Genomic DNA, 13,780 nt, shown 5'->3' on the forward strand with positions numbered 1-13,780 from the left:
GTGTACCTGAAATCACTGGTTCTCAAAGGCTTCAAGTCGTTTGCCGACCGCAGCGTGCTCACGCTCGAGCCGGGCATCACTGCTGTAGTAGGACCGAATGGGTCGGGCAAATCGAACATATCCGATGCTGTGCTGTGGGTGCTTGGCGAACGCAACGCGAAGCATCTGCGCGGCCAAGCCATGGAAGATGTCATCTTTGCGGGCTCGTCGGCGCGCAAGGTAACAGGCTTGGCAGAGGTCGACCTGGTGCTCGACAACTCCGACGGGACACTTCCTGTCGAGTTCGACGAGGTTGCAATAACGCGCCGCATGTACCGCAGCGGCGAAAGCGAGTACTTGATCAACGGTTGCCAAGCCCGGCGCATGGATGTGCTCGACATCCTGCACGATTCGGGTTTGGGTACTGGCACCCATTCCATCATCAGTCAAGGAAGCCTCGACTCTATTCTGCAGTCGAAACCCGAAGACCGCCGGGCTCTTATTGAAGAGGCCGCTGGCGTGTTGAAGCACAAGCAGCGCAAGGCGAAAAGCGAACGAAAACTTCAGCAGATGGATATCCATTTGACTCGTGCGAAAGATGTGGTGCGCGAAGTCGAGCGGCAGTTGGGCCCGCTCGAGCGCAAGGCGAAGCGTGCGAAGGCCTACGAGTCGGCTTCAGCCGAGCTGGCGGAGTTAACGCTTGCGCTTGCTGTCGACGATTTGCGGGCGCTCAAGCGAGCCTGGGAGGCAGCGTGTGCGACCGAGCGCGGCATTGAGCAGGAGCTTGAGCGTCATCGCGTGGCCATTGCTGATGCCGATGAGCGCATGCGCGCGCTGCAGGAGCAGGTGCGCCTTGATGCTGCCAGTGCCGGTGAGCTGGAACGTGCAGGCGGTCGCGCGAATACGGCGGTTGAGCGGCTTGACGGCGCGATGCTGCTTTTGCACGAGAAGCGCCGTGCGGCGCAACGGGCCGAAGCCGATGTGCGGGTGCAATTGGAGTCGGACAAGGCGAAACGGATCGAGGCCGATGCCGAGCTTAGCCGCGCGCTCGAACAACTCGCCCGAGTTTCCGCTGAGCGCGTTGAAGCCGATGCTTCGGTAGCCAAGCTTTTGCAGGACCAAGCGGCAAACGCCGAGCAGCGTCGTGCGCTCGAGAAGCGCTCCGACGAGGCCGAACGCGAGCGAAAGGAAGCCGAACGCGATCGCGAGAGCATTCGCAAGCAGCTTGCCGAAACCCAAGAGACGCTTTCCAGTGGCATCGCTCACATGAAGCTCGTTGAAACGCGAGGGAAAGAACTCGAGCTGCAGCTTAAACGTGCTCAGGAAGACGCCGACCGTGCAGCGCAAAGGCGTGCTGCAGCCGATCGTGACCGAGAGCAGGCCGACTCACGCGATGCTCAGCTGCGGAGCGCGGTTGCGAGCGCTCTTGCCGCCCGCAACAAGGCGCAGGTCGCAGCCGACGACGCCCGCAACGCCGCTGCGGCGGTGGCAGCCGAAGTGCGGGGAATCGAGGAAGTTGAGCGAGCAAGTGTTGCTGGCAACCCTGCGCATGCATGGGTGCGTGAACGCTTGCGCGACCTGCCGGGGTCAATGCAGCCGCTCTCGCATGCTGTTCGCGCTTCGGAAGGGACAGAAGCGCTGGTAGAAACGCTGCTGGGCCCCGATGTGGCGGCGCTGTTTGTGGATGATTCAGTATCGGCGCTTGACGTTGCGCACAGCGTTTTGGCAAGCGAACAGCAAGGCGAGGTCTCTGTGGTGCCGCGTGCCGATAGCGCGCGAACCGTGCGTGATGCACGTGCGGCTGCTGCAGCATGCGGCGGATGGGCTCTCACTGACAAGGTATCGTGTTCGCAAGAGTTGCGGCAGGCGCTCGATGCGCTTCTGGGTGATGTAGTGGTGTGTGACAGCGTAGACGCAGCGCTTGCGGCACATGAACGCAGAGAGTGCGCCGGGTTGCGCATTGCGACCCTTGACGGCTGTGTTGTATGGCCAAACGGGAAGGTGAGCATCTGTTCGGCAGCATTATCAGATGCAGAGGGTGCGCTTTCTCGGGCGCGGGCGCTCGACCAGGCACGGGCTGCGTGTGCCGAGGCCGAAAAGACGCGCGACAAGGCCGCTGCTGCGCTGTCGGAGGCAGAAGAGGCGCTTCGCCGCGTACAAGTTGAAAGCTTACAGGCCGCACAAGAGCTTGCCGAGCGGCGTGGTGCCGCCGAGTCGGCACGCAATGAAGCACGCCGTGCTGAAGAGCAGCTCGGTGCCGTCAGGCGCGAATTCGAAAGCGTGCAACACCAGCGCAAAGATGCGGAAAAGACCGTATCTCAGGCTCGGCCGTCGGTGGAGTCGCTCGAAGCTCGGCTTGCCCATGCAACGAAACGCGCCGAAGATGGTGCACGCGCAAGCGAACGAGCGCAAGCCGAGGTCGTGCCGTTGCGTAAAGCGGCCGCGCGAGTGCGGGACGCATTGGGCGAGGCGAAGTTGCGCGCGGCGACGCTTGCCGAGCGAGAAACCTATACCTCGCGTTTGGTTGATGCGCGGAGCAACGATATTGCGCGGATTGACGAAGCCGAAGTTGCTGCGCGCGCAACGTGTGCGCGCAAGGCGACGGCCCAGGTGCGCATCGAGCCGCTTTTGGCCACACTTGAAGAGCTTGCCGCTGCTATGAGAGCTCGGGCGAGTCGCGCCGCCGAAGCGGCCGAAGCTGCTCAAAACGTCTCGTCGGGGTTGCACGGGCAAGTTGATACGGCTCGTGCTCAGGCGAAAGCCGCGCACGATGCGTTTGACGCTTGTAACGCGCGGCTATCCGAGGCGAAGGTGAGCAAGGGTCGTCTTGAGGTGCAGGTTGATACGGCGGTCAACGTCGTAGTAGTAGAGTGTGGCACGCCGCTCGATCACGCGCTGGTAACCCCTGAACTTACCGACCGTGGTAGCGCGGAAGAAGCGGCGTTCAAGCTACGTCGGCGCATTGCCAACATGGGAACCATCAACCCCGATGCGGCCAAAGAATACGAGCAGGTGCGTCAGCGCTACGACTATCTTGCTGCGCAGCTTGCCGACCTGGAGGGCGCGCGCCGAACACTCGCGAAGATCGTTCGGGTTATCGATGAACGCATGAAAGACGACTTCATGCGCACCTATGAAGCGGTAAACCAGAACTTCCAAGAAATATTCGCGGTGTTGTTCCCCGGTGGATCGGCGCATTTGTCGCTTGTTGGCGACACTTCCGACGGCGAGCCTGCAGGCGTTGAAGTAAGCGCCCAGCCCCGCGGCAAGCGCATCACTAAGATGATGCTCATGTCGGGCGGCGAGAAGTCGCTTACGGCGCTGGCGCTGCTGTTTGCGGTGTATCGCATCCGCGCCACGCCGTTTTATATTCTCGATGAGGTTGAGGCGGCGCTTGACGATTCCAACCTGCGGCGATTGACAGCGTATCTGGAAAACCTGCGCGATTCGACGCAGCTTATTATGATCACGCATCAGCGCCGCACCATGGAGATGGCAGATGTACTGTTCGGCGTGTCCATGCAGGCCGACGGTGTGACGAAGGTGATTAGTCAGAAGCTCGATCAAGCACTGCGTAGCGCGCAATAAACCGCCCATAATCGAGATCGCTCATTCCGTAGAATAATTGCCGTGCTTGCCGCAGGCATAAGACTCGCTCTGTTTGCGCTACACTATCGGCGTTGAAAGACAAAGGTTTGCCTGTGCGCTTCGCTGTTTGTACGAATGGGTTAGCGCGCGGTAAACGTGCATGATAGGAGCTTTCCATGGGTTTTTTTGATCGTATCAGCGAAGGTTTGGCCCGCTCGCGCGAACGCTTCACCGAGCAAATGAACGTGCTGCTCGACCGTGGACCCAACGTTGACGACGAATTCTGGGATGGGCTCGAGGAAACGCTCATTTTGGCCGACATCGGTTGCGCGGCGGCAAGTGAGGCGGTAGAAAACCTGCGCGATCAGGCAACGCGTAAGGCGCTGCCTGATGCCTATGCGGTACTCGATCTACTGAACGACCAGATTGCCTCGCGGTTCTGCGAGGGCGGTGAGCAAATATTCGGTGGAGAGCCGGCACTTGTGCTGTTTGTGGGAATCAACGGCACGGGTAAAACCACTACGGTGGGCAAGTTGGCAAAGGAAGCCACTGATGCGGGGCGCAACGTAATTCTCGGTAGTGCCGATACATTCCGCGCTGCAGCTATCGAGCAACTTGAGGTGTGGGCCCGCCGAGCTCAGGTGGAAATGGTCACGCGCGAGCGGGGAAGCGATCCAGCGAGTGTATGTTACGCCACCATTGAACGCGCGGAAGAAACAGGTGCCGACCTGGTGCTCATCGACACGGCTGGGCGCTTGCATACCTCAGCTGACCTCATGCGTGAGTTGGGCAAGGTGGTAAACGTTGTTCGCAAGCGTTCGAAGCTGCCGGTTTACACGGTGCTGGTCATCGACGCCACCACGGGCCAGAATGGCCTTGCGCAGGCGCGCGAGTTCAATCGCGAGCTCGACTTGGATGCGCTTATCGTCACGAAGCTCGATGGGACAGCAAAAGGTGGCATCGCACTTGCCATCAGCCACGAGTTGCAGCTTCCTATCGTGAAGATCGGCGTGGGTGAGGGCTTGTCCGACCTGCGCGATTTCGACGCGCACGATTTCGCCCGTGCGCTCATCGGCAATTTCGACGCTCGCCAAAACTAGGCAGCGAGACAAGGAGTCGTATTCCATGCTAGAAAACCTATCCGAACGACTACAAGGCATCTTCTCCGGCCTGCGAGGCAAAGGTCGTTTGACCGAGGACGACATTAACGCCGCCATGCGCGAGATCCGTATGGCTCTGCTTGAAGCCGACGTCAACTTCAAGGTGGTCAAGAACTTCGTTGCGCGCACGAAAGAGCGCTGCCTTACGGCCGAAGTGCTCGAATCGCTCACGCCCACGCAGAATGTGGTAAAGATCGTGCTCGACGAGCTTACCGAGTTGCTCGGTCGCACCGATTCGCGGCTCGTACTGTCAAGTCGCATTCCGAATGTCATCATGCTGGTAGGTTTGCAGGGTTCCGGTAAAACCACTGCGGCGGCGAAACTGGCTTACCTGCTCAAACAGCAGAATCACTCGCCTTTGCTGGTGGCGTGCGACGTATATCGCCCTGCTGCGGCCGATCAGCTGCAAACGCTCGGTCAGGAAATCGGCGTGCGTGTGTACCGTGGCGATGGGGCCGATCCGGTGCGTATCGCACAAGAGGGTGTGCGTGATGCTATCGACAGCCTGCGCGACGTGGTCATCGTGGACACGGCGGGTCGCCTGCATGTGGACGAGCAGATGATGGAAGAAGCACAGGCTATCAAACATGCTGTGAAGCCCGACCAGGTACTCATGGTGGTTGACGCCATGACCGGCCAAGACGTGGTGAACGTAGCGGCCGCCTTCGCTGAACGAGTTGACTTCGATGGCGTGATCATGTCGAAGATGGACGGCGACGCTCGAGGCGGTGGTGCGCTGTCGGTGCGCCAGGTAACCGGCAAGCCGATCAAGTTCATATCCTCGGGTGAGAAGCCCGATTCGCTGGAGGAATTCCATCCCGATCGCATGGCCAAGCGCATTCTCGGCATGGGTGATATGATAAGCCTTATCGAGAGCGCCGTGAAAGTCCAGCAAGACCAAGAAGAACTGGAAGTTGCCGAGCGTCTGGCAAAATCGCAAATCACGCTCAACGATTTCATTGACATGAATCGTCAGATCCGCAAAATGGGCGGCATTTCGAAACTGATCAGTGCGCTTCCCGGTGGTGACAAGGCATACGCGTCGGGTCAGGTTGACGAAGGCGCTCTCGATCGCATGGAGGTTATTATCAATTCCATGACAAAGGAAGAGCGCACCCGCCCCGAAGTGCTCAATGGCAGCCGCCGCGCGCGCATTGCTGCAGGCGCGGGCGTTACCGTAACTGACGTGAATCAGGTTATCAAGAAGTTCAACGAAACCAAGAAGATGATGAAGAAGATGATGCCTGCCATGGAGGACTATCAAGGCGGCAAGAAGGGCAAGAAGGGAAAGCGTGGTCGCGGCCACAGGCGCATGGGTATTCCTGGCATGGGAGGCATGAGTATGTCTGACCTGCGCAAACTTCAAGACATGATGAGCGAATAGGAGCAAAACAACATGGCGATCGTATATAGGGCATTTCGGGAGGAAGACCTTCCGGCAATTTGTAAGATATGGAATGAAGTGGTTGAGGCGGGCGACGCTTTCCCGCAAACAAGTCCGCTTGACGTCGATACGGCACGTGAGTTCTTTGGCGGGCAAACGCTAACACAGGTGGCCGATGTAAACGGCGTCATCTTCGGCATGTACATTCTGCACCCGAACAATGTCGGGCGCTGCGCACACATTGCTAATGCGAGCTACGCGGTGGCATCTCCCTCGCGCGGACTCGGCTTAGGCCGCGAACTTGTGAAGGACTCGCTCGAACAGGCGAGAAAAGCGGGCTTTCGCGGATTGCAATTCAACGCCGTGGTGTCGAGCAATGTTGTAGCCATTCACTTGTATGAAGATCTCGGATTCGTTCGCGTTGGCACTATTCCCGGTGGTTACGTGAACGGCGTGGGTGCTTATGAGCCCGTGTATATCTTCTATCGGCACTGTGTGGAAGCACCTGACGCCATGCATCCCAACCTTATGGACACGTCGGACGTGGAGCAAATAGCTACACCGGATGTACCGGACGCATCGGCCGCGCCGGATGAGCCGGATGTGCCGAGCGAGGCGTCATGCGCAAAGGGCGAAGCACAGCAGCAGGAAGAAGCCTCGGATAATGACAGCTTTGAGAAAGCGGATGTCGACGAGAGTGTGGCCGAGGGTAAAAAGCCTAAGAAAGAGTCCGGGAAGAATTCTGGGAAGAAAAAGGATTCCAAGGGTAAGAAGCAAAAGAAGGAAAAGAAAGCGAAGAAGGAAAAGAAGGAAAAACACAGCAAGTAGCTTATGGATGCACTACACCGTAGGACATCGTCGTAGGGGTCTGTCATCGGATGGGTCATCGGATGTCGCAGGCGGAGTGTGTTTTTTCGAGGTAGATGCGGCAGCGCTTGCCAAACCGCCGTCGGAGCCGTATCATAAGCAACTGCTGTTTTCGCTGCGCTGCTACATGCTTGCGCATGTACTCCTGCGTACGCAATTGGTTTGATCATACAGAAGTAAAAGGAGTTTTTCTTCATGGCCGTTAAGATTCGTCTCGCCCGTCACGGTGCTAAGAAGCGTCCGTACTACCGCATTGTTGTTGCCGACTCTCGCGCTCCGCGCGATGGTCGTTTCATCGAGCAGATTGGCCGCTACAACCCCTGTGTCAATCCTGCGCTCGTTGAGTTCGACGCTGAAAAGCTGGACAAGTGGCTTGGTAACGGTGCGCAGCCCACTGATACGGTCGCTTCGCTGATTAAGCAAGCTCGCGAGAACGCGTAGTCATATGGCTGAGCTGACGGATGATATCGTCGGCCTGGTAGATGTGGTCGTGCGTCCGCTCGTCGAGTTTCCTGATGATCTGAAACTTGAGGGCAGCGAGAGCGCTGATGGTTCCATTTTGGTGGAAATTCGCGTAAACGAAGAGGATGCAGGCAAGGTTATCGGGCGCCAGGGGCGCGTAATCAAGGCTATACGTACCCTTGCGCGCGCGGCGGCTTCCCGCGAGGGAGTCCATGTCGAAGTGGAGCTTATCGATTAAATGCATGCATGGGCCAACGTCGCCGAGTTGACGAAAACGAAAACGCTGACGGGAGGGCTCGTTGCGCGAAGCGCATCGGGTCTTCCTTTTTTGCTGCATGAGGGCCTGCTTGTTGCGTTTGTTCCACCGCAGCTAGATGCTCCTCGTCGCGCGCGCGTTTCGCACGTACGCGATGAGGGTCGAGGGGCCTATGTGGTCACGTTCGAGGGCATTTCGAGTATCGACGTTGCCGAGCGGTTGGTGGGGTGCCATTGCCTGGTGCGCCGCGCTGATCTGCCTGGTGATGCGCTGATGCTTGAAGGAGAGGACCTCGTGGGTTTTCACCTGATCGATTGCACGTTGGGGCCGGTGGGAACCATCACGGACGTTATAAGCAGCCCCGGTCAGTTACTGCTCGAGGTTGATTGTGGGCGCGCGGACGTGGTGTTAGTTCCGTTGGTTGATGATCTTCTGGTTGAATGGGACGAGGACGCTTGTACGGTGCTGATGGATTTGCCGGCAGGCTTGCTTGACGTGTAAGGGACTTCCATGATCATAGAAACGCTGTCGACCTTTCCCGGCATGTACGAATCGGTGATGGGTTCTTCGATGATGCGCATTGCCCAAGAGAAGGGTATTATCGATTTTTTCGCGCACGACTTGCGCGATTGGACGCATGATAAGCATCGCACCACCGATGATGAGCCGTATGGCGGTGGTGCTGGGCTGGTGATGAAGTGCGAGCCAATCTTCGAAGCTGTCGATGATATTGCTGGCAACTCTACTCTCGTCACCCCGCTTCTCGGGCAAAGGAACGCTCTGTCGCTCAGACAGTCCTGTTCGTACAAAAGTGCCGCTGGCGCTTTTGACTCGTGCGGAACTCGCTTAGTGAGCACACCTTCACCTGAGGAACGGGGTGATGTCAACGCTCCCAAGCCCACCATCATTTTCCTTGCGCCGCAAGGCCAGCGTTTCGATGATGCGTTGGCGTGCGAGCTGGCGCGTGAAGAGCGCCTGTTGTTCGTGTGCGGGCATTACGAGGGCATTGACGAGCGAGCGTATGCGCTGGCTGATCGAGTGATATCGCTTGGTGACTATGTGCTTACCTCAGGTGAGCTTGCCAGCATGGTGATTATCGACGCCGTGGTACGCAAGCTGCCTGGGGTGCTGGGGGCTCAAGGAGGGGCAGAAACTGAAAGCTTCGCCGACGGCTTGCTGGAATACCCTCAGTACACTCGCCCAGCGGTGTTTCGGGGTATGGAAGTGCCGCCTGTTCTGCTATCGGGAGATCACGGGAAGGTCGATCGGTGGCGCCGCGAGCAAAGCCTTGAACGTACGGCGCGCATGCGACCCGATTTGCTTGAAGGTATGTCTTTGCCCAACGCCGACCTCGAATTTCTGCAATCTTTGTCAATCGGGGAGCGGTGCGCATCCGACGCGCTATCATAAACAGCCACGTCAATTTCCGCACCGAATTTGTCTTCGGCGCGTTTTTTATGTGAAAGGATGTTTGGGGTATGGATTCCGGCAGGCACGCCGATCGCCCACGTGGCGGCATCATCAGGTCGTTCTTTAGCCTGATCATTATGGTCGCCTTTGTGGTGGCTTGCTCGTGGGCGCTTCGGACGTTCGTGTTCCAGCCCTACGAAATTCCTTCGGGGTCGATGGAGACTACCATCATGCCTGGTGACATGGTGTTTGCCGAGAAAATCAGCTACTACCTGCGTGACCCTGAACCAGGTGACATCGTAACGTTTAATGATCCGCAAATTCCCGGCCGCATTCTCATCAAGCGATGCATTGCGACCGCGGGGCAAACCATCAACATCAATGACGCCGACGGGTTAGTCTACGTTGATGGCGTGCCACTTAATGAGCCGTACGTGAACGGTGAGCCGTCTTATACGCTTTCGGGGGGCGTGTCGTTCCCGTATACCGTACCTGTTGGGTGCATCTGGGTCATGGGTGACAACCGCACGAACTCCCAAGATTCCCGCTATTTCGGCGCAGTTCCCATCTCGTCGGTGACGGGCAAGGCTGCGCTGGTATATTGGCCCATTACGAGCTTTGGCCTGCTGGAATAGTGAGCAGTAGGGTTTACGCATACGGAGAAGGAGGGGACATCGATGTCCACCATAGGTGATCGTCTCGCATGCGCTGCGTGCGAGCAGCCGCCGACGTTCCAAGACGTCATCATGAATTTGCAGCGCTACTGGGGCGACCAGGGCTGCGTGGTGCTGCAGCCGTACGACAACGAGGTGGGTGCCGGCACGAACGCGCCTGCCACCACGCTGCGCTCGCTGGGGCCCGACACGTGGCGCACCTGCTACGTGCAGGGCAGTCGCCGTCCCACCGACGGCCGTTACGGCGAAAACCCCAACCGCACCCAGCACTACTTCCAGTTTCAGGTGCTTATGAAGCCCTCGCCCGACAATATTCAGGATCTGTATCTGGGAAGCTTGCGCGCCATCGGCGTCGATGTCGACGCGCATGACGTGCGTTTCGTGGAAGACGACTGGGAGTCGCCGACGCTCGGTGCCTGGGGTCTTGGCTGGGAAGTGTGGATCGACGGCATGGAAGTAACTCAGTTCACGTACTTCCAGCAGGTAGGCGGTTTCGAATGCGCGCCCGTGCCGGTTGAGATTGCCTACGGTTTGGAGCGCCTGACTATGTTCGTGCAGGGTGTGGACAGCATGTTCGATATCGTGTGGAGCCGCGGTGCCGACGGCGTGGAATTCACTTACGGCGATGTGTATTTGGAAAACGAGCGCCAGTACTCGACGTTTAACTTCGAGGTTGCTGACACTGACTTTTTGTTCCAGGAGTTCAACGACCGCGAGGCCGAGTGCATGCGCACGCTTGAGGCGGGGCTGCCGCTGCCGGCTTACGACAGCGTGTTGAAGTGCTGCCACACGTTCAACCTGCTGGATGCGCGTGGTGTGATTTCTGCCACCGAGCGCATGGCCTACATCCTGCGCGTGCGCACGTTAGCTAAGGCGGTGTGTGCGTCGTACATGAAGCACGTGGTGGGTATCGAGGTTGAAGACGATACGCCTGCATCTGCAACCGCTGAAGGGAAGGAGGCCGCTCGTGGCTAATCTGCATACGCTTGCCTTCGAGATAGGTACCGAAGAAATTCCCGCATTTGACCTGCATAGCGCCACAGGGCAGCTCGAGAAGCTGGTGCCCGCAGCACTTGATGCCGTACGTATCCCGCATGGCGATGTTTCTATCTACACTACTCCGCGTCGCTTGATTGCGATCGTGGCCGATGTTGCAGATACTACAGAAGCCCTCGAAGAGGTGTTTCGCGGCCCGTCGGCAAAGATTGCGTTCGACGAGGCGGGTAACCCCACAAAGGCCGCCATTGGTTTCGCGCGCGGCAAAGGTGTCGACGTTGCCGATTTGGTGCGTCGCGAGGAAAACGGTACAGATTACGTATTCGCTACCCGCACGGTGGCGGCGAGTGATGTGGCTGAGCTTCTGCCCAGCGTGCTGCGCGGCGTTATCGAGGATATCTCGTGGCCGAAGTCGTGCCGCTGGGGTGCTACGCGCGAGTACTTTTCGCGTCCGGTGCGCTGGCTGGTGGCGATGCTTGACGAGCGTGTGATCCCGGTGGAGTTCGCCGGCCTTACTGCGGGCAACCTTACCTATGGTCATCGCTTCTTGGCACCTGGCCCGCACGAGGTAAAAACTGCTTCTGACCTGCTGTCTGTGGTGGAAGCGGCGCACGTGGTTACTAGCGAAGCGGCGCGTGAGGCTGCCATTCGTGCTGGCGTGGCGCTTGCGGAGCGTGCAACCGGCGCTCGTGCCGAGCTGCCGGCAAAGACGTTGCTTGAAGTGGTGAACCTCTGCGAGCAGCCTACTGTTTTGGTAGGCACTTTCGACGAGGAATTCCTGCGCGTGCCAGAAGAGATTATCGTTGACGCCATGCTCATGCATCAACGTTACTTCCCGCTGTATAACGAGGCGGGCAAGCTTACGAATAACTTCATCGTGGTGAGCAACGGCAATCCGGAATGCGCTGCTACTATCACACAAGGCAACGAGCGTGTGGTGCGCGCTCGCTTGTCAGACGCCAAGTTCTTCTATGAGGAAGACCTGAAACGTCCGCTTGAAGCGTACGTCGACCGGCTTGACGAAGTGGTGTTCCAGGAGAGCTTGGGCACCATGAAAGCGAAGACTGAGCGCACAGAGCGTGTGGTGAAAAAGTTAGCGGAAGCCGCCGAGCTGCCCGCCGATGAAGCGGCAGATGCGGTGCGTGCGGCGCATCTTGCCAAGGCTGACCTGGTAACCAATGCTGTGGTGGAGTTTACGAGCGTGCAGGGCATCATGGGTTCGTACTACGCGCTCGCTTCGAACGAGCACGCGCGCGTGGCTCAGGCTATCGCCGACCACTACCGCCCGCGCTTCGCCGGCGACGAGCTGCCCGCTACCACGGTAGGCCGTCTGGTGGCGACTGCCGACAAACTTGACACCATCTGTGGTTTGTTCGCGGTGGGGCAAGGTCCCACGGGTTCATCCGATCCGTTTGCTTTACGCCGCAGCGCTATTGGCATCGTGAACATGCTGCAGGCGGGGCTTCCGGTGTCACTCGTGCAGGCAGTGGATGCTTCGCTTGCCACCTACCAAGACGCTGGAGTTCAATTCGACGTTGCGGCAGTGCGCGAGCAGGTGCTTGCGTTCTTCACTACGCGCACTACGGTAATGCTGCGTGACGGTGGTGCGTCGCAAGACACGATCGACGCGGTGTTGGCATGCGACGTAGTAGAGCCGGTGGAGCTGGCTCGTCGCGTGAGTGCGCTCGAGGCGGCGCGCGCGAACGAGCCCGAAACGTTCGCCAATTTGGCTACGGCGTTCGCTCGTGCGAACAACTTGCGCGATTCCAAGCTGGGTGTCGATGTTGACGAAAGCATGCTTTGCGAGGTTGAGCAGGCCTTAAGCTGCGCTGTTGCACAGGCGGAAGACCGCGCTCGGCGGGCGCTTGCGGAAAACGACTACGCGTGCGCTCTTACTGAGTTGGCGGCGCTGCGCAAGCCCATCGATGAATTCTTCGAACAAATTATGGTCATGGATGAAAACGTGGCTGTGCGCGAGAATCGTTTGCGCTTGCTCAATCGTTTTGTGGCGGTGTTTGCTAACGTTGCCGACTTCGGTAAGATGGCTAAAGGTTCGAAGTAGGCATGGGGAGTTTCCAGATTCGGGAAAACTCTACCGCACTGCCCACGATTCACGTGATCAGCGATGCAACCGGAGCGACCGCACGCGCCTTGGCGCACGCGGTCGCTGGCCAATTCGGCGTAACGAACCCGAATGTCGAAGTGTTCTCACATGCGCGAACCTACGACGAGATCGTCGGCTTCCTCAATGATCATTGCGCCTACCATGCCGAACAAGTTTCGGCGGGCCGAAACTTGGCGGGCGATGGTCGCATTCTGGTGTTTATCACGCTCGTTGACGTCGATCTGTCGCGACGTGTCATGGAATACGCTGCATCGCGCGATGATATCGTGCTCATCGATTTTCTGTCGCGTCCTATTCAGGTGCTCTCCGACATGACTGGGCGTGAGCCCTCCATTACGCCAGGTGGCAGGCATGTTCCCGACAGCCACTACTTCGACCGCATCGACGCGATCGAGTTCACTATCTCTCACGACGACGGCCGCAACCCGCAAGACCTCACAAAAGCCGATATCGTGCTCGTGGGTGTATCTCGCTCATCGAAGACGCCTACCAGTATTTACCTGGCGCAGCAGGGCTACCGGGTTGCCAACGTACCGCTTGACCCTGCAACCGACCCGCCGAGCCAGTTGTTTGATGTTGACCGTACGCGCCTGTTCGGGCTTATGACCACACCCGATGTGTTGGTGGGTATTCGGCGACGACGTCTTGGGCGCGCGCAAGCTGCAGCGTCCTCCTATGCTGACGAAGCATACGTGTATGACGACTTGGAACACGCTCGTGCGCTTATGCGCCGTCTCGGTTGCATTGTGGTACACACCGAGAACAAGGCCGTTGAGGAAACCGCGCAGGAGATTTTGCGTTACTATGGAACTGTTCACCCACCTTCGGATATGATGGGGTAATTCCATTTGCATTCGCATGCGGTGGGGTGTCTGAGAA

Annotated in this window: 12 protein-coding genes; all 12 read left to right on the forward strand. The window is 58.4% G+C overall.

Going from position 1 to position 13,780, the window contains the following annotated elements; all coding sequences use genetic code 11:
- Positions 1-3,567, forward strand: coding sequence for a chromosome segregation protein SMC (smc, locus tag G7Y44_RS01650; RefSeq protein ID WP_165247044.1), 3,567 nt, complete (start codon positions 1-3; stop codon positions 3,565-3,567).
- A 176-nt stretch (positions 3,568-3,743) separates the two neighbouring features.
- Entirely contained in the window at positions 3,744-4,667 is a 924-nt protein-coding gene (gene ftsY / locus G7Y44_RS01655; RefSeq protein ID WP_165247046.1) for a signal recognition particle-docking protein FtsY, read from the forward strand.
- Positions 4,668-4,692: 25 nt separating this feature from the next.
- Positions 4,693-6,111 carry a signal recognition particle protein gene (gene ffh / locus G7Y44_RS01660; RefSeq protein WP_165247048.1) on the forward strand — a complete coding sequence of 473 codons (1,419 nt, stop codon included), beginning with the start codon at positions 4,693-4,695 and terminating at the stop codon, positions 6,109-6,111.
- Positions 6,112-6,123: 12 nt separating this feature from the next.
- Positions 6,124-6,939, forward strand: a complete 816-nt coding sequence (locus tag G7Y44_RS01665) for a GNAT family N-acetyltransferase (protein ID WP_165247050.1) — start codon at positions 6,124-6,126, stop codon at positions 6,937-6,939.
- A gap of 234 nt (positions 6,940-7,173) precedes the next feature.
- Positions 7,174-7,419, forward strand: a complete 246-nt coding sequence (gene rpsP / locus G7Y44_RS01670) for a 30S ribosomal protein S16 (RefSeq protein ID WP_165044301.1) — start codon at positions 7,174-7,176, stop codon at positions 7,417-7,419.
- Positions 7,420-7,423: 4 nt separating this feature from the next.
- Positions 7,424-7,678 (forward strand): KH domain-containing protein, encoded by a 255-nt coding sequence (locus tag G7Y44_RS01675; protein ID WP_165044303.1) that lies wholly within the window; start codon positions 7,424-7,426, stop codon positions 7,676-7,678.
- 27 nt (positions 7,679-7,705) lie between these two features.
- A complete protein-coding gene (locus G7Y44_RS01680) occupies positions 7,706-8,197 on the forward strand; it encodes a ribosome maturation factor RimM (protein ID WP_241159133.1) in 492 nt (163 codons plus the stop codon).
- A gap of 9 nt (positions 8,198-8,206) precedes the next feature.
- Positions 8,207-9,106 (forward strand): tRNA (guanosine(37)-N1)-methyltransferase TrmD, encoded by a 900-nt coding sequence (gene trmD, locus G7Y44_RS01685; protein WP_165247053.1) that lies wholly within the window; start codon positions 8,207-8,209, stop codon positions 9,104-9,106.
- 68 nt (positions 9,107-9,174) lie between these two features.
- Positions 9,175-9,741 carry a signal peptidase I gene (gene lepB / locus G7Y44_RS01690; protein ID WP_165044309.1) on the forward strand — a complete coding sequence of 189 codons (567 nt, stop codon included), beginning with the start codon at positions 9,175-9,177 and terminating at the stop codon, positions 9,739-9,741.
- Positions 9,742-9,783: 42 nt separating this feature from the next.
- Entirely contained in the window at positions 9,784-10,755 is a 972-nt protein-coding gene (locus G7Y44_RS01695; protein ID WP_165247055.1) for a glycine--tRNA ligase subunit alpha, read from the forward strand.
- Positions 10,748-12,838: a glycine--tRNA ligase subunit beta gene (gene glyS, locus G7Y44_RS01700; RefSeq protein ID WP_165247057.1), complete on the forward strand. Its 2,091-nt coding sequence runs from the start codon at positions 10,748-10,750 to the stop codon at positions 12,836-12,838. The genes G7Y44_RS01695 and glyS overlap by 8 nt, the downstream gene beginning before the upstream one ends.
- A 2-nt stretch (positions 12,839-12,840) precedes the next feature.
- A complete protein-coding gene (locus tag G7Y44_RS01705; protein WP_165247059.1) occupies positions 12,841-13,743 on the forward strand; it encodes a pyruvate, water dikinase regulatory protein in 903 nt (300 codons plus the stop codon).
- Positions 13,744-13,780 lie beyond the last annotated feature (37 nt).

The organism is Adlercreutzia sp. ZJ141, assembly GCF_011038965.1.
GTDB lineage: Bacteria > Actinomycetota > Coriobacteriia > Coriobacteriales > Eggerthellaceae > ZJ141.

What these genes read in the sequence shown, in the direction of transcription:
- rpsP (WP_165044301.1), top strand. Translation starts at nt 7,174, where the DNA reads ATGGCCGTTAAGATTCGTCTCGCCCGTCACGGTGCTAAGAAGCGTCCG.
- G7Y44_RS01675 (WP_165044303.1), top strand. Translation starts at nt 7,424, where the DNA reads ATGGCTGAGCTGACGGATGATATCGTCGGCCTGGTAGATGTGGTCGTG.
- trmD (WP_165247053.1), top strand. Translation starts at nt 8,207, where the DNA reads ATGATCATAGAAACGCTGTCGACCTTTCCCGGCATGTACGAATCGGTG.
- ftsY (WP_165247046.1), top strand. Translation starts at nt 3,744, where the DNA reads ATGGGTTTTTTTGATCGTATCAGCGAAGGTTTGGCCCGCTCGCGCGAA.
- G7Y44_RS01665 (WP_165247050.1), top strand. Translation starts at nt 6,124, where the DNA reads ATGGCGATCGTATATAGGGCATTTCGGGAGGAAGACCTTCCGGCAATT.
- G7Y44_RS01695 (WP_165247055.1), top strand. Translation starts at nt 9,784, where the DNA reads ATGTCCACCATAGGTGATCGTCTCGCATGCGCTGCGTGCGAGCAGCCG.
- ffh (WP_165247048.1), top strand. Translation starts at nt 4,693, where the DNA reads ATGCTAGAAAACCTATCCGAACGACTACAAGGCATCTTCTCCGGCCTG.
- lepB (WP_165044309.1), top strand. Translation starts at nt 9,175, where the DNA reads ATGGATTCCGGCAGGCACGCCGATCGCCCACGTGGCGGCATCATCAGG.
- G7Y44_RS01705 (WP_165247059.1), top strand. Translation starts at nt 12,841, where the DNA reads ATGGGGAGTTTCCAGATTCGGGAAAACTCTACCGCACTGCCCACGATT.